Below are 25757 nucleotides of genomic sequence, written 5' to 3' on the forward strand. Positions count from 1 at the left end.
CCGACACCAAGGCCGACCGGGTGCGGGCGCGCGAGGAGACCGCGGACCTGCGGCCGGCCGTCGAGCGACGCCTGGCGGGGCGGGCCAGCGGGAAGGCGACCGTTCCGGCACCCGACGCGGGCCCGGTGTTCGGCCGGGTCGAGGTCGCCGACGCGGTGGCCTGGCGGCCGCTCGTGCTGCTCGGGCACCAGCCGCCCGCGACCGCCGGCGGGCGCCGCAGCCGGTTGAGCGCCACCCGCCTGCTGCACCCGGACCTGCGGGCGCCGCTGGCCGGCCTGCCGGCCACGCTGGTCGCGTCGCTGGCCAGTGACCAGCCGGGCCGGCGCCCCTCGCCGGTCAGCGCGATCGCGATCGCCGCCGACCACGCGGTGCTGGCGGGCCTGCAGGACACCCTCGAGGTGCTGGCCAGCCAGGCGGCGCTGGCCCTGCGCCGGGTCGGCCACACGGTCGAGACGAGCCGGCGGGAGCGCGACGCCTACCTGAGCGCGGTCAGCGAGCGCACGGCCGACGTGGTGATCCTGCTCGACGCCGACGAGTGGATCCGCTACGCGAGCCCGTCGATGGCCGACATGCTCAAGGTCTCCGTGCCGATCCTGTCGACCTGGCGCGACATCATCCACCGCGACGACCACGGCCAGGTCGAGAACACGCTCGACCGCGCCCGGTCGGCCATGGACGGCAGCGGCGTCAACACCGAGTGGACGCTGCGCCGCGCCGACGGCTCCTGGATCCAGGTCGAGGTCAACTGCCGCGACCTGCGCAACCACCCGGCCGTGCAGGGCCTGGTGCTGACCCTGCACGACGTCACACCGGACCGCCGGGTCGACCTACCGTCGACGCTGCGCCGCCTCGACCGCTCCGCACCGGGCCGCAACCGCCGCAGCGTCTGGCGCCGGTTCGGCTAAGGCCTCGTGGGGTCGCGCCAAGGACCAGTAGGTAGGGCTGGGACTCCCTCGTCGTCCTCGACCATGCACAACGGCAGCCGTTCGCCGAGGTAGCGCAGGAACAGCGAGCCGATCACCGCCGCCACCGCCGAGCCGACCAGCACGCCCAGCTTGGCGTCGGCGATCACCACCGGGTCGTCGAACGCCAGGTCCGTGATGAACAGGCTGATCGTGAACCCGATCCCGGCGAGCGCGGCGCCGCCGATCAGGTGGCCGTAGCGCACCCGGCCGGGCAGCTCGCCGAGCTTGGTCCAGAGCGCGACGGCCGTGCCGAGCGAGATGCCGACGGTCTTGCCGACCACCAGGCCGACGAACACGCCGATCGTGACCGACGACTGTACGGCCCGGGACAGGCTCTCCTGGTTGATCACCACGCCCGCGTTGGCGAGGGCGAAGATCGGCACGATGACGTACGCGCTGAAGGGGTGCAGGGCGTCCTGCATCCGGTCGTTGGCCGGCACGGTCGCGCGGGCGGCCAGCACCGTCAGCCGGGCCCGCGCGGCGTCCGCCCGCTCGATCAGCCCGCGGCCGTAGAAGCGCAGGAACTCGAGAAACCGCGGGTCGACCGGCGTGGCCGGCACGATCAGGCCGATCACGACACCCGCCAGCGTCGGGTGGATGCCGGACTCGTAGACCGCGAACCACAGCACGATGCCGACGAGCGCGTACCACCGGAGCTGCCAGACCCCGGCCCAGCGCAGCAGGATCAGCACACCCGTCAGCGCCACGGCGACGATCAGCGGCACCATCGAGAGTGCCGGCGTGTAGAAGATGGCCATCACCACGATCGCGACGATGTCGTCGACGATCGCGAGCGTGAGGAAGAACAGCCGGAGCTGGTCGGGGCAGCGCGGGCCGAAGAGGGCCAGGATGCCGAGCAGGAACGCGGTGTCGGTGGAGATCGGGATGCCCCAGCCGTGCTCGGCCGGCGTGCCCGCGTTGAACGCGTAGTAGATCAGCGCCGGCACGATGACCCCGCCGGCGGCGCCGAAGATGGGCGTCAGCACGTACCGGCCGCGGCGCAGCTCCCCGACCGTGATCTCCCGGTTGATCTCCAGACCCACGGTGAGGAAGAAGATCGCCATGGCCGCGTCGTTGACCCAGTGGCGCAGGTCGAGCGTTATCCCCCACTCGCCGAGCCGGATCGACGCGGTCGTCTCCCAGACCGTCTCGTAGCTGTCGCCCGGCACGTTGGCCCAGATCAGCGCCGCGATGGCGGCGGCCAGCAGGAGGAAGCCGCTGCCGGCCTCGGTGACGAGGAACCGGGTGACCGGCTGCGGCACCAGCGGCAACGCGCTCGCCAGCCGGGTCCGCGGCCCGGGCCGCGGCGGCAACGACGCGGTGCTCACCCGGCGCCTAGCGACCGAGCCCGAGGGTGCTGCGCAACGGACCGAGCTCGACCCGGCCCGAGTAGAGGCGGCCGTCGACGAACAGGGTGGGCGTGCCGCGCACGCCGTCGGACACCCCGGTCGTGTAGTCGCGTTCCACCGCCGGCCGGGAGGCCTGTGCCGCGTCGCCGATCACGGACTCCGGGTCGGGCACACCGGCCTCGGCGGCGTAGGCGACCAGGTCCGGGTCGGTCAGCCGGGCCTGGTGCTTGAAGAGCTGGTCGTGCATGGCCCAGAAGTGCTCGCCCGACGCTTCGGCGGCCAGCGCCGCGGTCAGCGCGTACGGGTGCTTGGTGAACACCGGGAAATGCCGGTAGACGAGCCTGACCCGGCCGTCCGCACCGTCGATCAGCTTGCGCAGCACGGGGAACGCCGCGCCGCAGTAGGGGCACTCGAAGTCGCCGTACTCCACGATGGTGATCGCCGCGCCGGGATCGCCGTACACGTGCCGGTCGGGGTCGATGGCGTCACTCACCCGTTCGATCGTGCCATCCGGACGGGCGCCCGGTGCGAAGATCGAAGATCCTCGGTTACCGTCAGCCGGTGGTCGACCGGTCGCTGGGTCCGGCGTTCTGGCGGTTCTGGGGCGCGTCCGCGCTCGCCAACCTCGGCGACGGCATCCGCGTCGCGGCCTTCCCGCTGCTCGCGGCGGCGTTGACCACCTCGCCGGTCGGCGTGGCCGCGGTGGCCTCCGCGCAATTCCTCCCGTGGCTGGTGACCGGCCTGTGGGCCGGCGCGCTGGCCGACCGGCGCGGCGCCCGCCAGCTCATCGTCGCCGCCGACCTCGCCCGGGTGGCCGTGCTGCTCGCCCTGGTCGTCGCGGTCGCGGCCGGCCGGGCGACGGTCGCGGTGGTGGCCGTGGCCGCGTTCCTGCTCGGCGTGGGCGAGACGGTCCGCGACACGGCGGCACAGACCGCGATCCCCCGCCTGGTCCACGACAGCCAGTTGGAGCGGGCCAACGGCCGGCTGCTGGCCGGCGAGATCGTCGGCAACGACTTCGTCGGCCCGCCGGTCGGCGCGCTGCTGTTCGTCGCCGGCGCCGCGCTGCCGTTCGCGGTCAACGGCGCCACCCTGGCCCTGGCGGTGATGCTGATGCTGTCGCTGCCACTGACCCTGGCACGGGCGGCGGCCGTCACGGCGGCGACGGCGGCGGCGGCAGGACAGCGACCCGGCGTGCTCGCGGGCCTGCGCTGGCTCCTGCGCAACCCGATGCTGCGCACGCTGATCGCGGTCGCCGGGGCCGTGGGCGCCGCGGACAGCGCCTGGCTCGCCACGTTCGTCCTCTACGCCCGCGACAGCCTCGGCCTCGGTGCCGTCGGCTTCGGCCTGCTGCTCGCCACCGGCGCCGGTGGCGGCCTGCTGGGCGCGTTCGCCGCCGACCGGCTGATCGCCCGGCACGGGCACCGCGCGGTGCTCGCGTGGTCGCTGCCGCTCACCGCAGGCACACCGGCCCTGCTGGTGGTCGCGCCCGATCGGTGGGCCGCGGCCACCGTCGTGGTCACGACCAGCGCCTCGTTCGCCGTGCTCAACGTGACGGCGCGGGCCGTGCGCCAGCGGTCCGTGCCGCCGGAGCTGATGGGCCGCGTGGTCGCGGCCGTCCGCACCCTCAGCTGTGGCTGCGCGGCCCTGGGCGCGCTCCTGGGCGGCGCGCTGGCGAGCACCCTGGGTGCCGACGCCCCGTTCCTGTTCAGCGCGGTCGTGGCCGCTCTGGCCACAGTGGCGTGGTGGACGGCCTCGCACCCGGAGGCGCGGCCGGCCTAGAACCATCGACATCGCACGGGTACGGTCACCCGATGGTCGACCGGTCACTGGGCACGGCGTTCTGGCGGTTCTGGGGCGCGTCGGCGCTCGCCAACCTCGGCGACGGCATCCGCGTCGCCGCCTTCCCCCTGCTCGCCGCGGCACTGACCGCGTCACCGGTCGGCGTGGCCGCGGTCGCGGCGGCCCAGGTGCTGCCCTGGCTGGTGACCGGCCTCTGGGCCGGCGCGCTGGCCGACCGGCGCGGCGCCCGCCAGCTCATCGTCGCGGCCGACCTCGCCCGGGTCGCCGTGCTGCTGACCCTCGTCGTGGCGGTCGCGACCGGCTGGGCGACGGTCGCGCTCGTGGTCGCGGCCGCGTTCCTGCTCGGCGTCGGGGAGACGGTCCGCGACACCGCGGCACAGACCGCGATCCCCCGCCTGGTCCACGACAGCCAGTTGGAGCGGGCCAACGGCCGCCTGGTGGCAGGCGAGATCGTGGGCAACGAGTTCGTCGGCCCGCCGGTCGGCGCCCTGCTGTTCGTCGCGGGCGCCGCGCTGCCGTTCGCGGTCAACGGCGCGACGCTGGCCCTGGCCGTGATGCTCGTGCTGTCGCTGCCACTGAGCCTGACCCGCCGCCCGGCCCCGGCGGCGGCCACATCCGAGCGACCGGGCGACCTGGCCGGAATGCGCTGGCTGCTGCGCCACCCCATGCTGCGCACGCTGGTCCTGGTCAGCGCCGCGGTGGGCGCGGCCGACAGCGCCTGGTTCGCCATCTTCGTGCTCTACGCCCGCGACAGCCTGGGCCTGGGCGCCGTCGGCTTCGGCCTGCTGCTCGCCACCGGCGCCGGCGGCGGCCTGCTCGGCTCGTTCGCCGCGGACCGGCTGATCGCCCGCTTCCGCCACCGCACGGTGCTGACCTGGTCGCTGGCCCTCACGGCGGGCACGCCGGCGCTGCTGGTGATCGCTCCTGACCGCTGGGCGGCGGCCACGGTGGTCGTCGTGACCAGCGCGTCGTTCGCGGTCCTCAACGTGACCGCTCTGGCCATCCGCCAGCGCACGGTCCCGGCGGACCTGCTGGGCCGGGTGGTCGCCGCCTCCCGCACGCTCACCTACGGCTGCGCGGCCCTGGGCGCGCTCCTCGGCGGCGCGCTCGCCGGCTCGCTGGGCGCCCACGCGCCGTTCCTGTTCAGCGCCGCCGTGGCCGTCCTGGCCACGGCGGCTTGGTGGTCCGCCTCCCGCCCCGACACGCGGACGGCTTAGAACCCTTCCGAGTCACGCGGGGTGTAGTGCTCTTCCAGAAGCGCGATCTCGTCTTCGGTGAGGTCCAGGTCCAGCGCGGCGATCGCGTCGGTGAGGTGGTGTTCCTTGGTCACGCCGACGATCGGTGCGGTGACCGTGTCCTTGGCAAGCACCCACGCCAGCGCCACCGCGGCGCGGGACACGCCGCGCTTGTCGGCTAGCGTGCCGACCGCCTCGACGATCCGGCGGTCCGCGTCCCGCGACTGCTGGTAGAGGGTCGCGCCGAAGCGGTCCGTGCCGCTGCGGTCCGTGGTGGTGGCCCAGTCGCGGGTCAGCTTGCCGCGGGCCAGCGGGCTCCACGGGATCACGCCCACGCCCTGGTCGAGGCAGTACGGGAGCATCTCCCGCTCCTCCTCGCGCATCAGCAGGTTGTAGTGGTTCTGCATGGACACGAAGCGGGTCCAGCCGCCCAGGTCGGCCGCGTGCTGCAGCTGCGCGAACTGCCAGGTCCACATCGACGAGGCGCCCAGGTAGCGGACCTTGCCCGCGCGGACCAGGTCGTGCAGCGCCTCCATCGTCTCCTCGACCGGGGTGTTCGGGTCGAAGCGGTGGATCTGATAGAGGTCGATGTAGTCGGTGCGCAGCCGGCGCAGGCTGGCCTCGACCTGCGTCATGATGGCGCCGCGGGACAGGCCCGAGCCGTTGGGGCCGTCGCCCATCCGGCCGTGCACCTTGGTGGCGATGACGACCTCGTCGCGGCGGGCCAGCTCGCCGATCACCTGGCCGACGATCTCCTCGCTCGAGCCGAGGGCGTACACGTTGGCGGTGTCGAACGTGGTCACGCCCGCCTCGAGGGCCGCTCGGATGAGCGGCCGGGACGCGTCGAGCCGCAAGCTCCACGCGTGGTGGCCGCGGCTCGGGTCGCCGAAGCCCATGCATCCGACGACGACTTTCGAGATGACGAGGCCGGACGAGCCCAGGCGCGTGTATTCCATGGGGGCGCTCCGTTCAGCGAGGGGGTTCGCCACTGGAGGCTACGCCGGGCACGCGGATGCCCGCGCGGCGCATGAGGCCGCGCGGGCTTCCGTCAGAGCCGACTCAGTGCACCGGCACGTAGTCGGAGCTGTTGTTGCCGGACTCGTCGGCGGTCAGCGGCTGGCCGACCGTGCGCCCGATGCCCTCGTAGACGTCGGGCCGCGACGACTTCAGGATCGCGCCCCAGATGATGCCGATGAGCGCCGCCGCACCGATCAGGCCGGGCAGCAGCCAGCGCAGGTAGGACGGGTTGGTCGGCGCCAGCAGGCTGTTGAAGTTGCCGACCAGCGTGATCAGCAGCGCGGTCAGCAGGATCGTCGCCAGGGCCGGGGCGACCTGACCCTGCCAGGTCGACTCGTCGGCCCGGCGGACCCGGAAGTAGCCGACGACCGCCGCCGAGGTGGCCGCCATCAGCAGCACGACGCCGACCGCGGACACACCGGACAGCCAGGTGAACAGGTCGAGCACCGGGTCCTTGCCGGCGGCGATGAAGCCGACCAGCACGACGATCGCGATGACGGACTGCGACAGCGAGCCGGCGATCGGCGCCATCGTCCGGCGGCTGGTGCGGCCGAGGAACTGCGGCAGCACCCGCTCACGACCGAGCGCGAACAGGTAGCGCGCCACTCCATTGTGGAACGAGAGCAGAGCGGCGAACACGCTGGTGAAGAACAGCACGACCGCGATGTCGGCGATCGTGGCGTTGGTGTGCTCGGCCAGGGTGCCGAACACGACACCGGGGCCGGCCTCGGTCGCGGCCTGCTGCACGTTGTCGGGGCCGACCACGACGGTCATCGCCCACGCCGAGACGGCGTAGAAGAGGCCGGTGAACAGCACGGCGAAGAAGGTGGCCCGGGCGACCGTGTGGCGGGGGTCCTTGACCTCCTCGCTGTAGATGGCGCCGGACTCGAAGCCGGTGAAGGCCGCGATGCCTAGTGCGAACACCGCGCCGACCCCGCTGGCGAACAGGTTGCCGAAGTCCCAGCCGGCCATCGAGACGCTGCCGCCGGCCGGGTTGGTCAGGCCGATGATGTCGAACAGGGCGGTCGCCAGGATCTCGAGGATCAGCAGCACCGCGAGGACGGTGGCGTTGAGGTCGACGCGGAGCATGCCCAGGATGCCGATCAGCACCCACGCCGCGATGGACCAGACCCACCACTGCATGTCGACGCTGAACTTGGTGTTCATGAAGTCGGCGAAGATGAAGCCGAAGAGGCCGTAGAGGCCGATCTGGATCGCGTTGTACGCGGTCAGCGCGACGAACGAGCCGCCGACGCCGGCGGGGCGGCCGATGCCTTGGGCGATGTACGAGTAAAAGGCGCCCGCGTTGGCGACGTGGCGGCTCATTGCCGCGTAGCCGACCGCGAAGATGCCCAGGATCACGGCGAGCACCAGGAAGGACAGCGGAACGCCCTTCGAGCCGGTGACGGCGAAGGTCGTGGTGACGCCGCCACCGAGCACGGTCAGCGGCGCCGACGCCGCCACGACGAAGAAGAACAGGTGTACTACGCCGAGGCGTCGCCTGGCGAGAGTTCCTGCGAGCTGTTCGGACACTGGGGGGTTCCTCGATTCAGAGGTGTTTGATCGGTTTCGCGACGCCCGATCGTACGACCACGATCTCCACCACTCAAGACTGTGGAGGGTCCTTATCGAAGGATCACAACGGTTGAATGCGGGCCAAGATCGGCGTACAGTTTGCCCCGCACAAAATCGGCGCCCCCATCCCACCGCCGGTGATCTCATCGACTCCGACTCCGCCTGAGGTTATGAGCGACTTAGGGCTTGCCGACGAACTTTTCCTTGCCGGCCACAACGAATACACCGGCAAGACGGTCATCAACCAGGAGATGCTGGATGCCGGCCTGGCCGGCGCCGCGCTATGCGAGCTGATCCTGCAGAGACGCGTGACCGTCATGGCCACCAAGGTGGCCGTCGACGATCCGCGCCCCTGGGGTGACCCGGTCACCGACGTGGTCCTGCGCGAGATCCACAGCAGAGGCAACGAGTTCGTCCCCCGCGCCTGGGTGGAACACCTCCGCGGCAACGTCGGCGAGGTCGTGGCACAGCGGGCCGTCGCCGCGGGGATGGTCCGTCGCGACGAGCAGCGTTCTGGGCTGTCCAGGAAGATCACTGTGCGTTACCCGGCGGTCAACGCGCTGACGGCGACCCGGCCGCTCGTGCGACTGTCCTACTACCTACAGCGACCGGCGCAGATCGATGCGCAGACAGCCACGCTCGCCGCCCTGATCAAGGCCACTGGCCTCGAACAACGCATCATGCTGGAGTGGACCCGGCAAGAGGTGACCGACAGCATCGGGGCGATCGTCGCGCGCCTTCCCGCTCCGCTGCGTGATTGCATCCAGGGCGTCGAAGGCGCGGTCGCGGCCATGGCCGTCATTACTCGCCGTTAATATTCACAAAATACATTCTGGGGTACGTCCGTCGGACGTACCCCAGAATCGGTATTAATGGCAGTGTTTTGCCGTGCTGGCCGGAACGTCCAACGTGGGGTTCCGGTCGAAGAATCCCACGGGTCGCAGCGTGAATCCGGCGCGGTCGACAGGCATCACGGGCCAGTCCTCGACCCGCGGGAAATGTGTGCTGCCGAAGGTGTGCCAGACAACAATATCTTCGCCGTCGATCGACTCGTCGTCGGCGACGAACGCGGGCAGGCCGGCGCCGCCCGGGTGCTGGTTGACGTACTCGCCGGCGGGGTAACGCTCGTCGGCCGCGTAACGGGTGACCCACAGGTGCTTGCGGGCGAACGCGGCACGCCGCGCGATCGACGAGCTCTCGTCGGCCAGCAACGCCGGCTGGCCCTCGGGACGCAGCACGTAGGCGACGGGCTGCCCGAACCGGTTGGTCTTCGTCGGGTTCGAGATCCGCCACACCCGGCCGACGCTGTTGTCGGCGCTGCGGGCCCCCTGCGACTCGGTGGCCAGGCGGGTCGCGGTGCGGGTGAAGGCGTTGCCGTGCGGGTTCGCCTCGCTGACCGGCAGCCGCCGCACGTCGAGTTCGTCGACCGCGTTGCCGACACCGTCCACCGTCATGTCCAGCCGGGCGTTGAAGAGGTGCTGGTGGTACGGCGCACCCAGACCCGGCGCGACCTCGACGGCGAACTCGCTGCCCTCGACGTACGACGAGGTGAACACGACGCCACTCGTCTTGACCTCCATCTCGACCGCGCCGTCGAGGTAGAGGTACCAGAAGAAGCCGTAGTCGTAGTTGCCGACCGTGGCCCAGTACGAGATGACCAGGCGGCGCTGCCGGCGGGTCTCGGCCGCCTCGGTGAACAGGTCGCTGTGCTTCCACAGCACACCGAAATCCTCTTCGTGCAGGCAGATGGCATTGGCCACCGTGCGCGGGTTGCCGTCGCCGTCGGCCAGCACCGCGTCGAAATAGCGGATCTCACCGAGGCAGTCGCAGCCGAGCACGAGGGAGTTGGCCTGCTGGCCGAGTAGGTATTCGCCCGCGTCGAAGTAGTTCTGCCAGAACCGGGCCGGGCTCGGGTCGGCGTACGGGACCACCATCTCGGCGATCGACGCGCGGTAGATCAGCGGGCGGTCCGCGATGGAGAGCTGGTGCAGGACCAGGCCTTCGCGGGGGTCGAAGCCGATCCGGAACCGCCAGCCCTCCCAGGTCACCTCGTCGCCGTCGACCTGGAAGCTCGGGCCGTCCGGCTGGGTGATCTCCAGCGGCTTGAGCGTCGCGCGGGGCGGTCCGGTGAACGCCGGGTCGTCGTAGTTGCCCTCCTCGGTCGGCACCGGCAGCAGCGCGCTGTCGACGAGCTGGACGACCTTCTTCTCGATCAGGTCGACGTACGCGACGACGCCGTCGATCGGGTGTGCCCAGCAGTGGTCCTCGGGCCGGTTGGCCACGAACGACAGCACCCGCAGGAGGCGGCGGCCGCGCTCGCCGGGGATGTCGTAGTTGCCCGCCGAGAGCGGGCAGGGCCGGACCAGGTCGAACTCGGTGATGCCGCGGCGCTCGATGGCGGCGCGCCACTCGGGGTCGGCCTTGACGATCTCGTCGACCGCGATGAACTCGTCGAGCAGGACCGGCGGCTGGCCGTCGACCGCCGGGTCGACCTCGACCGCCTCGTCGACCTCCTCGCGGGTCACCGACGCGATCACCCGGCGGACCTGGCCGGTGGCCACGTCGAGCAGGGTGGCGTTCACCCGGCGGTCGAGGGGGTCGCCCGGCCGCCAGGCGAGCACCGCGTCCTTCGGCGGCTCCTCGAGGCCGAGCACCGCGAACCGGGTGGTCGGTGTGAGCAGGTCGTTCTTCTGGAAGAGCGTGCGTGCGGCATCGATCTCGGCGGCGCTCAGCCGCTCGAGGGGATGACCGGCCGTCATCGGATCACCTCGTCGAAAGGGGGGTTGCGACGATCGTCAAGCTAGTGCGCGAACGTGAGCGGCGTCTACAGTGCAGCGCGGGCCGGGGTGATCGGCAGCTCGCGCTGGCGCACGCCGGTCGCGTGCCAGACCGCGTTGGCGATGGCGGCCGGCACGCCGACGATGCCGATCTCGCCGAGACCCTTCACGCCGGAGGGGTTCAGCTCGTCGTCCGGGTCGTCGACGACCGCCACGTCCAGCTCGCCGACGTCGGGATTGGTCGCCACGTGGTAGTCGGCCAGGTTGTGGTTGACGTAGTCGCCGAACCGGCCGTCCATGATGGACTCTTCGAGCAGCGCCGTGGACAGGCCCATCGTCATGCCGCCGAGCAGCTGCGACCGGGCGGTGAGCGGGTTGACCACGCGGCCGACCGCGTAGACGCCGGTGAGCCGGGGCACCCGCACCTCGCCCGTGGTCACGTCGACGGCGACCTCGGCGAAGTGCGCGCCCCACGCGTACCGGGCGAGCTCGTGCCGCGCACGGACCGCGTCGGTGGAGTCGAACGTGCTGGTCAGCCCGTGCGGCGGCACGGCCTCGCCGGAGGCCAGCCGGTGGGCCAGGTCGCGGCACGCGGTGACCACCGGCCAGCTCCACGACGCGGTGCCCGTCGAGCCGCCGGCACCCTGCGCCGGACCGAAGTCACTGTCGCCGATCAGCACCCGCACCACGGTCGCCGGCACCTCGAGCGCGTCCGCGGCGAGCTGGGTCAGCGCGGTCCGCGCGCCCGTCCCGATGTCCGTGGCCGCGACCCGCACCACGAACTCACCGGACGGCAGCGCGGTGGCGTGCGCGGTGCTCGGCACGGTCCGGGCCGGGTAGTGGGCGCCGGCCACGCCGGTCCCCCGCCACCAGCGGCCGTCGCGGCCCACCGCCGGGCGCGGGTCCCGGCCGGCCCAGCCGAACCGGTCCGCGCCGACCCGCAGGCAGTCGGCCAGCCGGCGGCTGCTGAACGGCAGGCCGGTCGTGGGGTCGTCGGCGGTGTCGTTGCGCAGCCGCAGCTCGACGGGGTCGACGCCGCACGCCTCGGCCAGCTCGTCCATCGCGGACTCCAGCCCGAACGACCCCGGTGCCTCCCCCGGCGCCCGCATCCAGCGCGGCGTCGGCACGTCCAGGGCCACCACCTGGTGCCCGGTGCGCAGGTGGGGCGCGGCGTACATCGGGCGGGAGTACATCGTGACCTGCTCGGTGAACTCGACGAGCCGCGAGGTCTGCACCGCGGCGAGATGCTCCACCGCGACGAGCCGGCCGTCCCGGTCGGCGCCGAGCCGCAGCCGCTGCGCGGTCGGCGTGCGATAGCCGGTGAGCGGCCAGAGCTGCGGCCGGGTCAGGGTGACCCGCACCGGGCGGCCGACCAGCGTCGCGGCCATCACCGCGAGCGCCGAATCGGGGCGCGGCGGGTTGCCCTTGTTGCCGAAACCGCCGCCGACGTGCTCCGAGAGCACCCGCACCGTCCCGGGAGCGAACCCGAAGAGCCTGGTCAGGCTCTGGGACCAGGCGTACGCGTACTGCGTGGAGGTGCGCAGCGTGAGGCGGCCGTCGGCCCAGACGGCGGTGGTCGAGTGCGGCTCCATCGCGTTGTTGTGCTGGGCCGGCGTCCGGTACTCGGCGTCGACGACCACGGCCGCGGCGGCCAACGCGCCGTCGATGTCGCCCTTCTCGGTCACCGTCTCGTTGTGCGGGTTGACGAACCGGGGCTCGTAGAGGGCGGGATGGTCGGCGCGGAACACGCAGTCCGGCGGCTCCGGCAGGTAGTCGACCCGCATCCGCTCGGCCGCCTCGCGGGCCCGCTCCGGCGTGTCCGCGATGACCAGGGCGACGGGCGCTCCCCAGTGCGGCACCCGGTCGCCCTGGAACAGGAACAGCGTGCCCTCGCCGATGTCGGTGAGCCGGGGCGCGTTCTCCTGGTGCAGCACCGCCAGCACGCCCGGCATCGCCAGCGCGGCCTCGACGTCGAGGTGGAGCACCCGGCCGCGCGGGATGGTGGCCGGCACCACCCAGCCGTACGCGAGGCCCGGCAGGGCGACGTCGCCGGCGTAGCGGGCCCGCCCGGTCACCTTGTCGAAGCCCTCGACCCGGGCCATCGGGTGGCCGACGGACGGCGCGGCCTGCCAGGTGCGGGTCATCGGTCACCCACCAGCTCCGACAGCACCGCGACGACGAGGTTGCGGATCAGCGGCACCTTGTACGCGTTGTCGCGCAGCGGCCGGGCCGCGGCCAGCTCCGCCTCGGCGGCCGCCTCGAACGCCGGCGGTGTGGCGGGGGCGTCGACCAGCGCGCGCTCGGCGACCCGGGCCCGCCACGGGTGCGAGGCCACCGCGCCGAGGGCGATCCGGACGTCGCGTACCCGGCCGTCGTCGACCTTCAGCACCGCGGCGACGGAGCCGATCGCGAACGCGTACGACGCCCGCTCGCGCACCTTGCGGTAGGCGGACCGCGCGCCGGCGGGCAGGGGTGGCAGGGCGACGCCGGTGACCAGTGCGCCGTCGCGGACGGTCAGCTCGAGGTCGGGCCGGTCGCCGACCGGGCGGTAGAAGTCGGCGAGCGGGATCTCCTGCGGCCCGGCCAGGTCCTGCACGCCGACCCGGGCGTCCAGTGCGGCCAGCGCGACCGCGAGGTCCGACGGGTGGGTCGCGACACAGTGGTCGGACGCGCCGAGGATGGCCAGGTTGTGGTGCTCGCCCTCGATCGCCGGGCAGCCCGAGCCGGGCATCCGCTTGTTGCACGGCTTCGTCGCGTCGGTGAAGTAGCCGCACCGGGTGCGCTGCACCAGGTTGCCGCCGGTGGTGGCCACGTTGCGGAGCTGGCCCGAGGCGCCGGCCAGCACCGCCTGGCTGAGCACCGGGTAGCGCTCGCGGACCAGCGGGTGCGCGGCCAGGTCGCTGTTGCGGACCAGCGCGCCGACGTGCAGGGTGTCGCCGTCCTCGGTGACCTCGTGCATGGGCAGGCCGGTCACGTCCACCAGCAGGTCGGGCCGCTCGACGCCGAGCTTCATCAGGTCGACGAGGTTGGTGCCGCCGCCCAGGTAGCGGGCGCCGGGATTGTCGGCGACCAGCGCGACCGCGGCGTCGACGCTGCGGGCCCGGGCGTAGGCGAACTCGCGCACCGTCAGTCGCCCCCGGCGACCTCGCGGATCGCCGCGACGATGTTCGGGTACGCGCCGCAGCGGCAGATGTTGCCGGCCATCCGCTCGCGGATCTCGGCGTCGTCGAGGCTCGGCGGCCGCCCGTCGGCGGTGACCGCGCTCGGCCAACCCTCGGCCAGCTCGTCGAGCATCCCGATCGCCGAGCAGATCTGGCCCGGTGTGCAGTAGCCGCACTGGAACGCGTCGTGCGCCACGAACGCGGCCTGCAGCGGGTGGGGTTCGTCGTCCGCGAGCCCTTCGACCGTGGTCACCTCGCGGCCGTCGACCGCGACCGCCAGCAGCAGGCAGGAGTTGGCCCGGCGGCCGTCGACCAGGACCGTGCAGGCACCGCACTGACCGTGGTCGCAGCCCTTCTTGGTGCCCGTGTGGTCGAGCCGGTCCCGGAGCAGGTCGAGCAGGGTGGTGCGGTTGTCGACCACGACCTCCCGCGGCGCCCCGTTGAGCATGAGGCGCACGGTGCTGTCGAGCTCCGGGACGGTCATGACAAAACCGACGTTACCCGCCGCGCTGGTTGCGCGGCGGGCAACGGGCAGCGGAGTCAGTGGCAGCTACCGGTCCCGCTGTCGTTGTAGGTCTTGCCGGACTGCGGCACGAACTGCCAGTCGTACGAGTTGTCGTGCAGCGTGAACTTGAGGACGCCGAACGTGTCGCTGTTGCGGGCCTGGCTGTTGGGCTGGATCGTGCCGAAGCCGTAGTGGTCGGCGCCGCCCATGCCGGCGACGAACGAGCGCAGGCCGCGGGAGTTGTCCAGGCCGCCGCTGGGGTTCATCGGCGCGAACCGCTCGTACTGGTGGTTGTGACCCCAGACGACCACGTCCGCGTTGCCGTCGTAGAGCGCCTGGTAGAGCGGGCGGGTCGAGGTCGACGGCGCGTGGTTGGCACCCGAGGTGAACAGCGGGTGGTGCCAGTAGGCCAGGGTGCACGGACGCGTGTTGGCGGCCAGGTCGTTCTTGAGCCAGGTCACCTGGGCCGAGGTCGCCGACATGCTGATGTTGGAGTTGAGCGAGACGATGTGCCAGTTGCCGAGGTTGTAGGAGTAGTAACCCTGCCCCGACGGGCCGGCCTGCGCGCCGAAGTAGTTGTAGTAGCCGGTGGCGCCCGAGGTGTTGTAGTCGTGGTTGCCCGGCGACGGCCGGGTCCGCGACTTGAAGGCGCCCCAGGTCGGCTGGTAGTAGCTGTTGAACTCGCTGGCCGTGCCGTTGTTGTAGACGTTGTCGCCGGTGGTGAACACCGTGCCCGAGATGCCGTTGATCAGCGCCGCGGTCGTGCTGTCGCCGGAGCCCGAGGTGGCGATGTCGCCGGCACCGACGAGCACCGGGTCGCCGCTGGGCGGCGGCGTGCTGGTGCCGGTGGTGACGACGAGTTGCGGCGCGTCGGTGCCGCTCTCCCGCGAGTCGTAGTAGGCGCCGTCGGTGCTGCTGGACGTGGCACCGAAGCTGAACGTGCCGTTGCCGTTGACGATGCCGGTGACGTTGAGCTCGTACCAGCCGTTGGCGGTGACCGTGCCGATCGAGCCGACCGACGCGCCGTCGATCGACGGCTGGTTGTTCCACGTCGTGCCGGTCTCGGACCAGGTCGTGTTGGACATGGCCCGGAACGCGCCGCCGTTGTTGCTGCCGTCGTTGCCGGAGATCGTCCGCAGGCGCAGCGTGGCGTTGGTGACCGTGCCGCTGACGCCGCTCACCGTGAAGCGCAGGAACATCCGGCGGACGGGGCTGTTGTCGACCGTGATCTGGGTCGACGTGCCGTAGTTGGTCGAGGCCGTGTCCTGCTGCACGTAGGTGTCGGCGGTCGGCCGGAACGTGGCGGTCGCGGCGGCCGCCGGTGTGGACGAGCTGAGTACGGCGGCGATGATGCCGCCGGCCAGGACGGTCGCCGTGGTGGCGCCGGCCAGGATACGGGTGCGCATGACCTTGAAATCTACGGGCTTGGATGAACTTGATCCGGTCGTACGGGTGAACGACGGACACCGATCTGTTCACCTGGCGGGTGTTGTCCGGGTTTCGTCCGGCGTAGAAGGTGATCCGCGTGTACCTGTCGACGATCGACCGGCCCGGCGCCAAGGGCCGGGGGCGCGGCGTGGCGGTCGTCGGCGGCAACGTCCTGGCGCTCGGCACCGTCAGCCTGGTGACCGACGTCTCCGCGGAGATGGTCACCGCGGTGCTCCCGCTCTATCTGGTGCTGGGCCTGCACCTGAGCCCGGTGGCCTACGGCGTCGTCGACGGTGTCTACACCGGAGCGACCGCCCTGCTGCGGATCGTCGGCGGGTTCGTCGCCGACCGGGTGCGGGCCCGCAAGGCGCTCGCGGGCTTCGGGTACGCCCTGTCCGCCGTCGCGAAACTCGGGCTGCTGGCCGCCGGGCGCTCGCTGGCCGGGATCGGGTTCGTGGTCGCGGTCGACCGGATGGGCAAGGGGCTGCGGACCGCGCCGCGGGACGCGCTCATCACGCTGTCCACGCCGCCGTCGGCGCTCGGGCGGGCGTTCGGGGTGCACCGGACGATGGACGCGGTCGGCGCGTTCCTCGGGCCGCTGGTCGCGCTCGCGGTGCTGGCCGGGTCCGGGCAGTCCTACGACGCGGTGTTCGTCACGAGTTTCTGTGTCGCGGTGCTCGGTGTCGCGGTGCTGGTGCTGTTCGTCCGGGAGCACGGTCAGCCTTCGCCTTCCGTCGCTCGGCCGGCCGTGCGGGACGCCGCCGCGCTGCTGCGCTCCGGTGACGTGCGGCGGCTGGTGCTGGCCGCGGCGCTGCTCGGGGTCGCGACGATCGGCGACGGGTTCGTCTACCTGATGCTGCAGCGGCGCACCGAGATCGGGCTGCTCTGGTTCCCGCTGCTGGCGGTGGGCACGAGCCTCGGCTACCTGCTGCTGGCCGCGCCGCTGGGCGTGCTGGCCGACCGGATCGGGCGGCGGCCGGTGCTGCTCGCCGGGTACGCGGCCCTCGCGGTCACCTACCTGCTGCTGGTCGCGCCGGTCGGCGGGTGGGCGCTGCTGGTGGCGGCGCTGGGCGCGTACGGGCTCTACTACGCCGCGACCGACGGCGTGCTGATGGCGTTGGCCGGGCCGGTGCTGCCGGACGCGTTGCGGGCGACCGGGCTGGCGCTCGTGCAGACCGGGCAGGCGCTGGCCTACGTGGCCTCCTCGGTGCTGTTCGGGCTGGCCTGGTCGGCGTGGGGGCCGACCGCGGCCGTGCTGGCGGCGGCGGTGGTCGCGGTCGTCGCCGGTGGGACCACCGCCGGGTTGCTCTTCTACAAAGGACGGACGGCGTGAACGGCTGGAGCGTGCGGGCGCGGGTGCTCGCGGTGCTGGGCGTGGCGATGGTGCTGGCCGGGGTGGCCACGTTCTACATCCGGGGCGCGGCCGCGCGGGTGGCGGAACCCGTTGCGGTGGCGGCGAAGCCGGTGACGCTCGACGCCGGGCCGGTGCTGCTGACCGTGACCGACCGGCACATCGCGACGGTGTCCACGTCGGACCCGGCCGGGCCGCGCACGGTCTCGGCCGTTGAGTGCGTGCGGGCGTACGCGGCCGGGGGCACCGGTGTGTGCCTGCAGCCGGCGACACCGTGGACGTACAAGATGGTGGTCCTGGACCGTCGGTTGGCGCCGGTGCGCTCCGTGGACATCCCGGGGCTGCCGAACCGCGCCCGGGTGTCGGCGTCCGGGCGGCTGGTGGCTTGGACGACGTTCGTGGGCGGCGACTCCTACAACAGCGGTGGTTTCTCCACCCGCACCGGCATCCTCGACACCGTCAGCGGGACGCTGGTGGCGTCGCTGGAAGAGTTCGACGCACCGGTCCGGGCCGCGGACCGCAACTTCTGGGGCGTGACCTTCGCGGCCGACGACAACACGCTCTACGCGACGATGTCGACCGGCGGCCACCGCTACCTGGTGAAGGGCGACCTCGCGGCGCGCACGCTGAAGACGGTCGCCGAGAACGTCGAGTGCCCGTCACTGTCGCCGGACGGCACGCGGATCGCCTTCAAGCAGGCGATCTCCGGCGACCCCACGAAGGGGTGGCGGCTGTCGGTGCTCGACCTGAGCACGCTGGCCGTGACGCCGTTGGCCGAGACCGCGAGCGTCGACGACCAGCCGGCCTGGCTCGACTCCGCCACGGTCGGCTACACGCTGCGGCAGGCCGACGGCCGGCCGGACGTGTGGTCGGTGCCGGCCTCCGGCGGTGGCGAGCCGCGGCTGCTGGTGCCGGGCGCGGAGTCGCCGGCGGCGCTGGGCGTAGCGACCGGGACGAACGGGTAAGCACTCTCGCCATGCGCCACGTCCTGCTCCGGCTGTTGCTGCCGCTCGCCGCCCTCTACGGGCTGATGGTCCTGCTCGGCCACGTCGTCACCGCCGACTGGTGGCCCCGCCAGGCCGAGGACCAGGTCAACGTGTCGTTGGAGGAGGCCCGGTCGGGCACCCTGACGGCCGCGTCGCTGGTGTTCAGCACGATCGCCGACACCTGGTCGGTGATCGCGGTGTGCGCGTTCGCGGTGGTGATCCTGCTGGTCACCCACCGCCCGTGGCGCGAGCCGCTGTTCCTCGCGGGCGCGGTCGCCGCGCAGGCGCTGATCTTCCTGTGCACGACGCTCGCGATCGACCGCGAACGCCCGGCGGTCGAGCACATGGACGTCTCACCGCCGACGTCGAGCTTCCCGTCGGGCCACACGTCGGCGGCGACCGCCCTCTACTGCGGCCTGGCGGTGCTGTTCGCCCTGCGGTCGACGAACTGGAAATGGGAGACGGTGGTCTGGACGGTGTTCGTCCTGATCCCGATCGGCGTGGCGCTGACCCGGCTCTACCGCGGGATGCACCACCCCAGCGACGTGATCGGCTCGTTCGTCAACGCCGGGCTCTGTCTGACCATCATGTATTTCGGCGTGCTGCGCTGGCGCGGTGCTCCCCCACCGCGGCCGGCCGAGGAACGGAAGCGAATGTCGCTGGCGCGTTCCCGCTGAGGGTCGCCACCATGGTCCCATGCCGCCACAGATCTCCTCCGGCCGCGCGACGGCCGCCCTGGTCGCACTCTCCCTGGCGGCGTTCGCCTATGTGACCACCGAGTTGCTGCCCGTCGGCCTGCTCACCGTGATGGCGCCCGACCTCGACCGGTCGGAGTCCGAGATCGGGCTGCTGGTCACCGGCTACGCGTTCGTCGTCGTGCTGGCCTCCCTGCCGCTGGCGCACGTCACCAGGCGGATACCGCGGCGGTGGCTGCTCGCCGGGACGTTCGGCGTGTTCGCCGCGGCCACCGTGGTCTCCGCGCTCGCCGGCGGCTACTGGGTGCTCGCCGGTGCGCGGCTGGCCACCGCCGCCACCCAGGCGCTGTTCTGGACGGTCGTCGGGCCCACGGTGACCGGGTTGTTCCCGGTCGGCGTCCGCGGCCGCATCGTGGCGCGGTTCGCCGTCGGCCCCGCGCTCGCGCCGGTGCTCGGGGTGCCGCTGACCACCTGGATCGGCCAACAGGCCGGCTGGCGCACCGCGTTCGCCGTGCTGGCCGGCCTCGGTCTGGTCGCCGGCGCGGTCGTCACCACCTTGCTGCCGTCGTTCCCGCCGGCCGACGGCGGCGCCGCCCGCGGCACGATGCCGGACCGGTCCCGGTTCCGCATGCTGCTGGTGGTCACCGCCGTCGGCATCACCGGCTACTTCGTCGCGGCCACCTACATCACGCCGTTCCTGCTCGACGTCAGCGGCTTCCCGGACGCCGCGCTGTCGCTGCTGCTGCTGGTCTCCGGCGTGGCCGGGGTGTGCGGCACGATCGTGATCGGACGGTTCATCGACTCCCGGCCGGCGCTCGCGCAGATCGTCCCGCTCACGGTGGTCAGCGCCTGCCTCTTGCTGTTGTACGCCCTCGGCACCGTCCAGGCCGCCACCGTGGTGCTGCTCGCGCTGTTCGGGTTCGCGTTCAGCGCGTTCGCGGCCACCGTGCAGGGCCGCACGCTGCAACTCGCGCCCGGCAACACGGACCTGGCCTCGGCGGCGTCGGGTTCGGCCTTCAACGTCGGCATCGCGGGCGGCTCCCTGCTGGGCGGCGCGCTGCTGCCCACGACCGGCCTGCGGCCGCTCCCCCTCGTCGGCGGCCTGCTGATGCTGGCGGCCCTCGCGGTGGCTGTGCACGACGCCCGTCGGCCGGTTCCGGCGCCCGTGCCCGCGCCGCGCCCCGCTGGGGCCCTTGCTCATGACGATCTAGGGCGTGGCAGAGTGTGACGATGACCAACCGACCACTGCTGCTCGTGGACGCGCCGAGCCTCTATTTCCGGGCCTACTTCGGCATCCCGGAGTCGGCGGCCCGCGCCCCCGACGGCAGCCCGGTCAACGCGGTCCGCGGTTTCCTCGACATGGTCGCCCAGCTGATCCGCACGCGCCGCCCGGACCGCTTGGTCTGCGCGCTCGACTACGACTGGCGACCGGCGTGGCGGGTCAAGCTGATCCCGTCCTACAAGGCGCACCGGCTCGCGCCTGGCGGCGGGCCGTCCACGGAGGTCGTACCCGAAAATCTCGAGGCGCAGGTGCCGTTGATCCTCGAGGTCCTAGCCGCGGTCGGCATTCCCGCGATCGGCGCCAACGGCTACGAGGCCGACGACGTGCTGGGCACGCTGGCCACCACGCAGCCGGGCCCGGTCGAGGTGGCCTCCGGCGACCGCGACCTCTACCAGCTCATCGACGACGCGAAGCCGGTGCGGTTGCTCTACTGCGGACGCGGCGTGGCCAAGCTGGAGGACAGCGACGACGCCGCGGTCCAGGCGAAATACGGCGTCCCGGCGGCGGGTTACGCGGACTTCGCGGCGCTGCGCGGCGACCCGAGCGACGGCCTGCCCGGCGTGCCCGGCGTGGGCGAGAAGACCGCGGCCCGCCTGGTGACGCGCTACGGCACCCTCGACGCGATGCTGGCGGCCCTCGACGACCCGAAGGCGGGCTTCGCACCGGGCTTGCGCGGCAAGCTGGACGCGGCCCGGGACTACCTCGCGGTCGCACCGACGGTGGTCAAGGTGGCCCGCGACGTCGCCCTCCCCGACCTGGACCCGACCCTGCCGACCGCCCCGGCCGACGGTGACACCCTGCTTGCCCTGGCCGAGAAATGGAACCTCGCGGGCCCGTGCCGCCGCCTCGTGGACGCGATCAGTCTCAAATAAACAGAGCGTCGTCCCCCAGTCACTCGCGCTGGTGTGGCAGTCTCTCCTGGGGCGGGACGGAGCGGGAAATTTCGATGTCCTAAAGTAGGCACATCGGACAAACGCGGATCTAGATCCCAGCAGGGAAAGGGGCCTGGCATGTCGGGCGAAGGTGGCAGCGGCGGCAACTGAGCCGTCCGAGTTGTTCCTGTTCTACCAATTGACCGCGCTCGGCCGACGCCGTCGCGGTTTTTTGGGCCCTACGTGGGCCAGGAGAAGGCGATGCCGTAACTCTCCCGGGGTTGGCCGTACCGGTCGGTGAACGTGTGACTCACGTCGTTTCCGGCGAGCGACAGGAGACGGCGGTGCCCGGGCGGTGGACGGTCGTAGCGCTCGCTCTCGTTGAGCTCCGCATACCACCACACCGCTTCCGGAAGGTCGTTGTCGTCGAACCGGACGCGAATCGTCAGCCCGCTGATCGGCAGCCGGCCACCATGCACCAGCGCGCCTTTGGCAATCCCATGGTGGTCGACGTCCACGTCGATCCACTGCCGTTCCTCGGTGATGTTCTCGTCGACGATCTCCGAAGCGAAATGTGCCTGCTCGCCGGCCCGCAACGGTTTCGGGAACCACAGCCGCGTGACCGCCGGCCGGCCCGGCCGGCTCGACTCGACGAACTCCGCGTCGCACCCCCACAGTGCTTTCACCGGGACGTACGTCAGGCGTGGCGGTTTTCCCGCGAATCCACGCGCCGTGTAGTAGGCGACGTCGTCGGTGCGGGCCGTTATGAGTCGCTCGGTGATCCGGCGGTAGACGGCCCGTCGCTTCATGAACACGGTCGTGATGAAAAGGTTGATGAAAATCGGCTGCGCTCCGGACGACGGTTCACGCAACAGCGCCTCGTTGTAGCCGAATGAGTCCACCTGGGCCTGAATCTCGTCGAGTCGCCCCTCCCGTTCGACGCCGGACGGGTACGCGACGCGCCGATATTCGTCCCAGTCGGTGGGCTGCGCCAGAGCCGCGAATCGGCCTTCCAGGTGCGCGGCCAGCAGGTGCACAGCACGCTTCCAGGCCGCCTCCATGGGCTGCGTCGTCGTCGGGCGTCCGAAGACATGCACGAGTGGCACCAACTGGGTGAAACGCTCGGTCAAGGACGAGCCCCAAGGCTCGTGGATGTCCGAGTCCGGTAGCCGGAACGCTGCCTGCAGCACACGACGCCGCCGCGACAGATGGGCGGGACTGACGTCTGGGTCGCGGATGCCTTCCCTGATGACCTGCCACAGGGCGTGCGCCAGTTGCGCGGCCGTCCAGCCATCGAGGTGCTTCGTGGGCGAGGTGAGCGCGGAGAGCCTGGTGCCGATCGGGCTGCCGGGCCGCTCGACGGCGTGTTGCAGGAGATCGACCGGCAGCTCATGAGTTCTCGTGCCCAAATAGCGCAGCGCGGCTTCGATCTCGGACCGTTGTGGCCCAGGTGCGGGGTCCGCACCCACTGATTGATCGACTTCAGGCATCGCGGAAACCCTGACGACGAAAAACGATGCCTAACGATAGCTCACGGTGGCCTGCGCCCAAAGGATGGCCGTCCAAGCCGGATCACTGGCCTCCGCAACACTGTCTAGCTGGCTGAACGGCATACCGTAGTGGTGGGGACATGGCGCGTCGAAATGGCTGCTCCGCTGTGGAGGGGTGCTTCGCATGGTCGCGAAAAGGGCATACCTATACCTCCACGCCGGTCGCAGTCGCGCTACGGCTCGTGATGGTTGATTGGCTGTCCAACCCGTTGACGCCGGTGATGGCGGCGTTCGCATATCCCTGCTATCTGCTCCTGATGGCGGCGGTTCTGCGAATCATCGGCGTTCGGCGCCAGGACATAGCCGCCTGGGCGCTGAAACAGGCGGACCGGCGGCGCCTGCTCGATTTCGTCCGCGTCGCGCGGCGGCAAAGGCCATCCATTCCACCGACCGATGTTGGCGCCCAGGATCCTAAGCGTTGACGTACGCCAGGACGCCGCGGTTGATGGTGCCGATGGCCTGGCGGGCCGTCGTGCGGACCGTTTGCGAGGCGCCGCCGGCGTCGGCGATCTGGCCCAGCAGGTCGACCACCTGGCGGGCCCAGCGGACGAAGTCGCCCGCCGGCATGTCGCCGTCCAGGTTGTGGCCGCTGGCCAGCACCTTGGCCAGTGCCTCGCCGCGGGCCCAGCGCACCATCGGCCACACGAAGCCGAGGTCCGGCTCCCGGGTGCGGTCGACGCCGCGGGCCGCCTCGTCCGCTTCCAGTTCCGACCAGATTTTCATGGTCTCGTCGATCGCGTCCGTGATCGGGCCGCGCGGGACCGACGCCCGCTCGTCGCCCTCGCGGCGCGCCTCGTAGAGGACCACCGAGACGGCGCCGGCGAGCTCGTCGGGCGTCAGCGCGTCCCACACGCCGCGGCGCAGGCACTCGGCGACCAGCAGGTCCGCTTCGGACCAGATCCGGGCCAGCATCCGGCCGTGGTCGGTGACCTCACCGGACTCGGACAGGTAGCCGCGGGCCGCCAGCAGCGCGCACACGCGGTCGAAGGTCCGGGCCAGCGAACCGGTCCGGCTCGCGACCCGCTTGCGCAGCTCGTCGGTGTCGAGCAGCAGCCGCCGGCGCCGCTCGGCCCAGCGGGCGTGCTCCTCGCGGTCCGGGCACGCGTGGCACGGGTGCTTGCGCAGCTTCTCCCGCAGGTCGGTCAGGTGCTTGTCCTCGCCGGTGCCCCGCGCGCGCCGGCCGCGCCGGCTGTGCCGGTCGAGGCCGGTGCCGGTGACCTCGGCGGCCAGGTCGCGCCGGGCCGACGGGTTGCGGTGGTTGAAGTGCTTGGGCACCCGGATCCGGGCCAGCACCTCGGCCGGCGACGTGAAGTCGGCCGACGTCACCCGGCCCGCCCACCGGTCCTGGGTGAGCACCAGCGGCCGCGGGTCGCCGAAGCCGCCCGTGCCCGGGTCCAGGACGACCGCGAGACCGGCGCGCCGGCCCGACGGCACCCGGATCACGTCGCCGATCCGCAGGCGCTCCAGCGACGACACCGCCTGGGCGCGGCGCTGGGTCTGGCCCTGCCGGGCCAGCGCCCGCTCGCGCTCGCCGATCTGCATCCGCAGGTCGAAGTACTCGTCGAAGTCGCCGTGGCTGCACGTGACCTCGTCGGCGTACTGCGCGATCGTCTCCTCGTTGCGCTGCACCTGCTTGGCCAGCCCGACCACCGACCGGTCGGCCTGGAACTGCGCGAACGACGCCTCCAGCAGCGCGCGGGAGCGCTCGGCGCCGACCGTCCCGACCAGGTTCACGGCCATGTTGTACGAGGGCCGGAAGCTCGACCGCAGCGGGAACGTGCGCGTCGACGCGAGGCCGGCCACGTGCCGCGGGTCGACCTCGGGCGACCAGACGACCACGGCGTGGCCCTCGATGTCGATGCCCCGGCGCCCGGCGCGACCGGTGAGCTGCGTGTATTCGCCCGGCGTCAGGTCGACGTGCGCCTCGCCGTTGAACTTGACCAGCCGCTCCAGCACCACGCACCGGGCCGGCATGTTGATGCCCAGCGCCAGCGTCTCGGTGGCGAAGACCGCCTTGACCAGGCCGCGTACGAACAGCTCCTCGACGACCTCCTTGAACGCGGGCAGCATGCCGGCGTGGTGCGCGGCCAGGCCCCGCTCGAGGCCGTCGAGCCACTCCCAGTAGCCGAGCACCGAGAGGTCCTCGCCGGGGATCGCGGTGATCCGGTCCTCGACGACGCGGCGGATCTCGGCCCGCTCGTCGGGCGTGGTCAGTCGCAGCCCGGCGGCCAGGCACTGCTGCACGGCCGCGTCGCAGCCGGCGCGGCTGAAGATGAACAGGATCGCCGGGAGCAGGTTTTCGCGGTCGAGGCGCTCGACGATCTCGGCACGCAGCGGGCCCTTCCAGCGCGGGCCGCGGCCGCCGCGGGCGGCGCCGCCGGACCAGCCGTCGCGGCCCATCTCCAGCCGGCGCAGCATCTCGCGGGAGTAGCGCAGCAACTCGGGGTGCACGTCGTGCTTGCGGGCCGCGGCGGCGTCGTGGAACAGGTCGAACATCCGCCGGCCGACCAGCATGTGCTGCCAGAGCGGCACCGGCCGGTGCTCGCTGACCACCACGTCGGTGTGGCCGCGGACCGTGACCAGCCAGTCGGCGAACTCCTCGGCGTTGGAGACGGTGGCCGACAGTGAGACCAATGTCACTGACGCCGGCAGGTGGATGATCACTTCTTCCCAGACCGCGCCGCGGAAGCGGTCGGCCAGGTAGTGGACCTCGTCCATCACGACGTACGCCAGGCCCTGCAGCGCGGGCGAGCCCGCGTACAACATGTTGCGCAGCACCTCGGTGGTCATGACCACCACGGGCGCGTCGCCGTTGATCGCGTTGTCGCCGGTCAGCAGGCCGACGTTGGCGGTGCCGTGCCGCTCGACCAGGTCGTGGTACTTCTGGTTGGACAGCGCCTTGATCGGTGTCGTGTAGAAGCACTTCTTGGGCGGGGTGTCCGAATCCGGGGCGTCCTTGGCCAGCGCCAGGTGCACCGCGAACTCGCCCACCACGGTCTTCCCGGCGCCCGTGGGCGCGCAGACCAGCACGCCGCTCCCCCGCTCCAGGGCCTGGCACGCCTCGCGCTGGAACTCGTCCAGGTCGAAGCCAAGACCGAGGGCGAAATCTTCCAGGGCCGGGAACGCGCTTGCCCGGGCGGCCCGGCGGCGCGCCGCCGCATAGCGCTCGGCTGGGCTCGACATGCATCCAAGATTACGGCGTGCGCGCC

Annotated in this window: 21 protein-coding genes; 10 read left to right on the top strand and 11 right to left on the bottom strand. The window is 72.0% G+C overall.

The genetic code is table 11. From position 1 onward, the window contains the following. A partial coding sequence (locus tag Air01nite_RS28725; RefSeq protein ID WP_203706458.1) for a PAS domain-containing protein occupies positions 1 to 905 on the top strand: 905 nt, incomplete at its 5' end. Here the strand turns inward: Air01nite_RS28725 and nhaA are convergent. After that, positions 902 to 2293, bottom strand: a complete 1392-nt coding sequence (gene nhaA / locus Air01nite_RS28730; protein WP_203706459.1) for a Na+/H+ antiporter NhaA — start codon at positions 2291 to 2293, stop codon at positions 902 to 904. The genes Air01nite_RS28725 and nhaA overlap by 4 nt on opposite strands. Positions 2294 to 2300: 7 nt before the next feature. After that, positions 2301 to 2807 (bottom strand): DsbA family protein, encoded by a 507-nt coding sequence (locus tag Air01nite_RS28735; RefSeq protein WP_203706460.1) that lies wholly within the window; start codon positions 2805 to 2807, stop codon positions 2301 to 2303. 68 nt (positions 2808 to 2875) lie between these two features. On the opposite strand from Air01nite_RS28735, the gene Air01nite_RS28740 reads away from it, so the two are divergent. After that, a complete protein-coding gene (locus tag Air01nite_RS28740) occupies positions 2876 to 4093 on the top strand; it encodes an MFS transporter (protein ID WP_203706461.1) in 1218 nt (405 codons plus the stop codon). A gap of 32 nt (positions 4094 to 4125) precedes the next feature. Beyond that, positions 4126 to 5331, top strand: a complete 1206-nt coding sequence (locus Air01nite_RS28745; RefSeq protein ID WP_203706462.1) for an MFS transporter — start codon at positions 4126 to 4128, stop codon at positions 5329 to 5331. On the opposite strand, the gene Air01nite_RS28750 is transcribed toward Air01nite_RS28745, so the two are convergent. Both Air01nite_RS28750 and Air01nite_RS28755 read right to left on the bottom strand, forming a co-directional pair. Further along, positions 5328 to 6305, bottom strand: a complete 978-nt coding sequence (locus Air01nite_RS28750) for an aldo/keto reductase (protein ID WP_203706463.1) — start codon at positions 6303 to 6305, stop codon at positions 5328 to 5330. The two genes, Air01nite_RS28745 and Air01nite_RS28750, sit on opposite strands and share 4 nt — an antisense overlap. Before the next feature lie 103 nt (positions 6306 to 6408). Beyond that, complete coding sequence (locus tag Air01nite_RS28755) at positions 6409 to 7899, bottom strand: APC family permease (RefSeq protein ID WP_239091034.1); 1491 nt, start codon at positions 7897 to 7899, stop codon at positions 6409 to 6411. A 116-nt stretch (positions 7900 to 8015) separates the two neighbouring features. On the opposite strand from Air01nite_RS28755, the gene Air01nite_RS28760 reads away from it, so the two are divergent. Continuing rightward, positions 8016 to 8756 (top strand): GOLPH3/VPS74 family protein, encoded by a 741-nt coding sequence (locus Air01nite_RS28760; RefSeq protein WP_239091035.1) that lies wholly within the window; start codon positions 8016 to 8018, stop codon positions 8754 to 8756. A gap of 54 nt (positions 8757 to 8810) precedes the next feature. Here Air01nite_RS28760 and Air01nite_RS28765 read toward each other — a convergent pair whose 3' ends face one another. The 5 genes from Air01nite_RS28765 to Air01nite_RS28785 form a co-directional block, all read right to left on the bottom strand. Next, positions 8811 to 10700 (bottom strand): primary-amine oxidase, encoded by a 1890-nt coding sequence (locus Air01nite_RS28765; protein ID WP_203706466.1) that lies wholly within the window; start codon positions 10698 to 10700, stop codon positions 8811 to 8813. Positions 10701 to 10765: 65 nt separating this feature from the next. Beyond that, on the bottom strand, positions 10766 to 12862 hold the full coding sequence (locus tag Air01nite_RS28770) for a xanthine dehydrogenase family protein molybdopterin-binding subunit (protein WP_203706467.1): 2097 nt from the start codon (positions 12860 to 12862) through the stop codon (positions 10766 to 10768). Continuing rightward, complete coding sequence (locus tag Air01nite_RS28775) at positions 12859 to 13842, bottom strand: FAD binding domain-containing protein (protein WP_203706468.1); 984 nt, start codon at positions 13840 to 13842, stop codon at positions 12859 to 12861. Before Air01nite_RS28775 ends, Air01nite_RS28770 begins: the two co-directional genes overlap by 4 nt. A gap of 2 nt (positions 13843 to 13844) precedes the next feature. Further along, complete coding sequence (locus tag Air01nite_RS28780; protein WP_203706469.1) at positions 13845 to 14363, bottom strand: 2Fe-2S iron-sulfur cluster-binding protein; 519 nt, start codon at positions 14361 to 14363, stop codon at positions 13845 to 13847. 56 nt (positions 14364 to 14419) lie between these two features. Then, positions 14420 to 15790: a CBM96 family carbohydrate-binding protein gene (locus Air01nite_RS28785; protein WP_203706470.1), complete on the bottom strand. Its 1371-nt coding sequence runs from the start codon at positions 15788 to 15790 to the stop codon at positions 14420 to 14422. A gap of 119 nt (positions 15791 to 15909) precedes the next feature. On the opposite strand from Air01nite_RS28785, the gene Air01nite_RS28790 reads away from it, so the two are divergent. From Air01nite_RS28790 to Air01nite_RS28810, 5 genes are read left to right on the top strand one after another with little or no spacing between them, the layout of a single operon-like run. Continuing rightward, positions 15910 to 17145 (top strand): MFS transporter, encoded by a 1236-nt coding sequence (locus Air01nite_RS28790; RefSeq protein WP_203706471.1) that lies wholly within the window; start codon positions 15910 to 15912, stop codon positions 17143 to 17145. After that, a complete protein-coding gene (locus Air01nite_RS28795; protein WP_239091036.1) occupies positions 17142 to 18128 on the top strand; it encodes a TolB family protein in 987 nt (328 codons plus the stop codon). Before Air01nite_RS28790 ends, Air01nite_RS28795 begins: the two co-directional genes overlap by 4 nt. 11 nt (positions 18129 to 18139) lie before the next feature. Then, positions 18140 to 18826, top strand: coding sequence for a phosphatase PAP2 family protein (locus Air01nite_RS28800; protein ID WP_203706472.1), 687 nt, complete (start codon positions 18140 to 18142; stop codon positions 18824 to 18826). A 19-nt stretch (positions 18827 to 18845) separates the two neighbouring features. Further along, on the top strand, positions 18846 to 20072 hold the full coding sequence (locus Air01nite_RS28805) for an MFS transporter (RefSeq protein ID WP_203706473.1): 1227 nt from the start codon (positions 18846 to 18848) through the stop codon (positions 20070 to 20072). A 2-nt stretch (positions 20073 to 20074) separates the two neighbouring features. Next, a complete protein-coding gene (locus Air01nite_RS28810) occupies positions 20075 to 20998 on the top strand; it encodes a 5'-3' exonuclease (protein ID WP_203706474.1) in 924 nt (307 codons plus the stop codon). 239 nt (positions 20999 to 21237) lie between these two features. Here Air01nite_RS28810 and Air01nite_RS28815 read toward each other — a convergent pair whose 3' ends face one another. Next, positions 21238 to 22488 (bottom strand): hypothetical protein, encoded by a 1251-nt coding sequence (locus tag Air01nite_RS28815; RefSeq protein WP_203706475.1) that lies wholly within the window; start codon positions 22486 to 22488, stop codon positions 21238 to 21240. 140 nt (positions 22489 to 22628) lie between these two features. Here Air01nite_RS28815 and Air01nite_RS28820 point away from each other — a divergent pair, with 140 nt between their 5' ends. Continuing rightward, complete coding sequence (locus Air01nite_RS28820; protein WP_203706476.1) at positions 22629 to 22970, top strand: hypothetical protein; 342 nt, start codon at positions 22629 to 22631, stop codon at positions 22968 to 22970. On the opposite strand, the gene Air01nite_RS28825 is transcribed toward Air01nite_RS28820, so the two are convergent. Next, on the bottom strand, positions 22960 to 25731 hold the full coding sequence (locus tag Air01nite_RS28825; RefSeq protein WP_203706477.1) for a DEAD/DEAH box helicase: 2772 nt from the start codon (positions 25729 to 25731) through the stop codon (positions 22960 to 22962). The genes Air01nite_RS28820 and Air01nite_RS28825 overlap by 11 nt on opposite strands. Positions 25732 to 25757: the final 26 nt, after the last annotated feature.

It is taken from the genome of Asanoa iriomotensis (assembly GCF_016862515.1).
GTDB lineage: Bacteria > Actinomycetota > Actinomycetes > Mycobacteriales > Micromonosporaceae > Asanoa > Asanoa iriomotensis.

What these genes read in the sequence shown, in the direction of transcription:
- Air01nite_RS28745 (WP_203706462.1), top strand. Translation starts at nt 4,126, where the DNA reads ATGGTCGACCGGTCACTGGGCACGGCGTTCTGGCGGTTCTGGGGCGCG.
- Air01nite_RS28750 (WP_203706463.1), bottom strand. Translation starts at nt 6,305, where the DNA reads ATGGAATACACGCGCCTGGGCTCGTCCGGCCTCGTCATCTCGAAAGTC.
- Air01nite_RS28760 (WP_239091035.1), top strand. Translation starts at nt 8,016, where the DNA reads ATGCGGGCCAAGATCGGCGTACAGTTTGCCCCGCACAAAATCGGCGCC.
- Air01nite_RS28765 (WP_203706466.1), bottom strand. Translation starts at nt 10,700, where the DNA reads ATGACGGCCGGTCATCCCCTCGAGCGGCTGAGCGCCGCCGAGATCGAT.
- Air01nite_RS28770 (WP_203706467.1), bottom strand. Translation starts at nt 12,862, where the DNA reads ATGACCCGCACCTGGCAGGCCGCGCCGTCCGTCGGCCACCCGATGGCC.
- Air01nite_RS28780 (WP_203706469.1), bottom strand. Translation starts at nt 14,363, where the DNA reads ATGACCGTCCCGGAGCTCGACAGCACCGTGCGCCTCATGCTCAACGGG.
- Air01nite_RS28785 (WP_203706470.1), bottom strand. Translation starts at nt 15,790, where the DNA reads ATGCGCACCCGTATCCTGGCCGGCGCCACCACGGCGACCGTCCTGGCC.
- Air01nite_RS28800 (WP_203706472.1), top strand. Translation starts at nt 18,140, where the DNA reads ATGCGCCACGTCCTGCTCCGGCTGTTGCTGCCGCTCGCCGCCCTCTAC.
- Air01nite_RS28805 (WP_203706473.1), top strand. Translation starts at nt 18,846, where the DNA reads ATGCCGCCACAGATCTCCTCCGGCCGCGCGACGGCCGCCCTGGTCGCA.
- Air01nite_RS28810 (WP_203706474.1), top strand. Translation starts at nt 20,075, where the DNA reads ATGACCAACCGACCACTGCTGCTCGTGGACGCGCCGAGCCTCTATTTC.
- Air01nite_RS28815 (WP_203706475.1), bottom strand. Translation starts at nt 22,488, where the DNA reads ATGCCTGAAGTCGATCAATCAGTGGGTGCGGACCCCGCACCTGGGCCA.
- Air01nite_RS28820 (WP_203706476.1), top strand. Translation starts at nt 22,629, where the DNA reads ATGGCGCGTCGAAATGGCTGCTCCGCTGTGGAGGGGTGCTTCGCATGG.
- Air01nite_RS28825 (WP_203706477.1), bottom strand. Translation starts at nt 25,731, where the DNA reads ATGTCGAGCCCAGCCGAGCGCTATGCGGCGGCGCGCCGCCGGGCCGCC.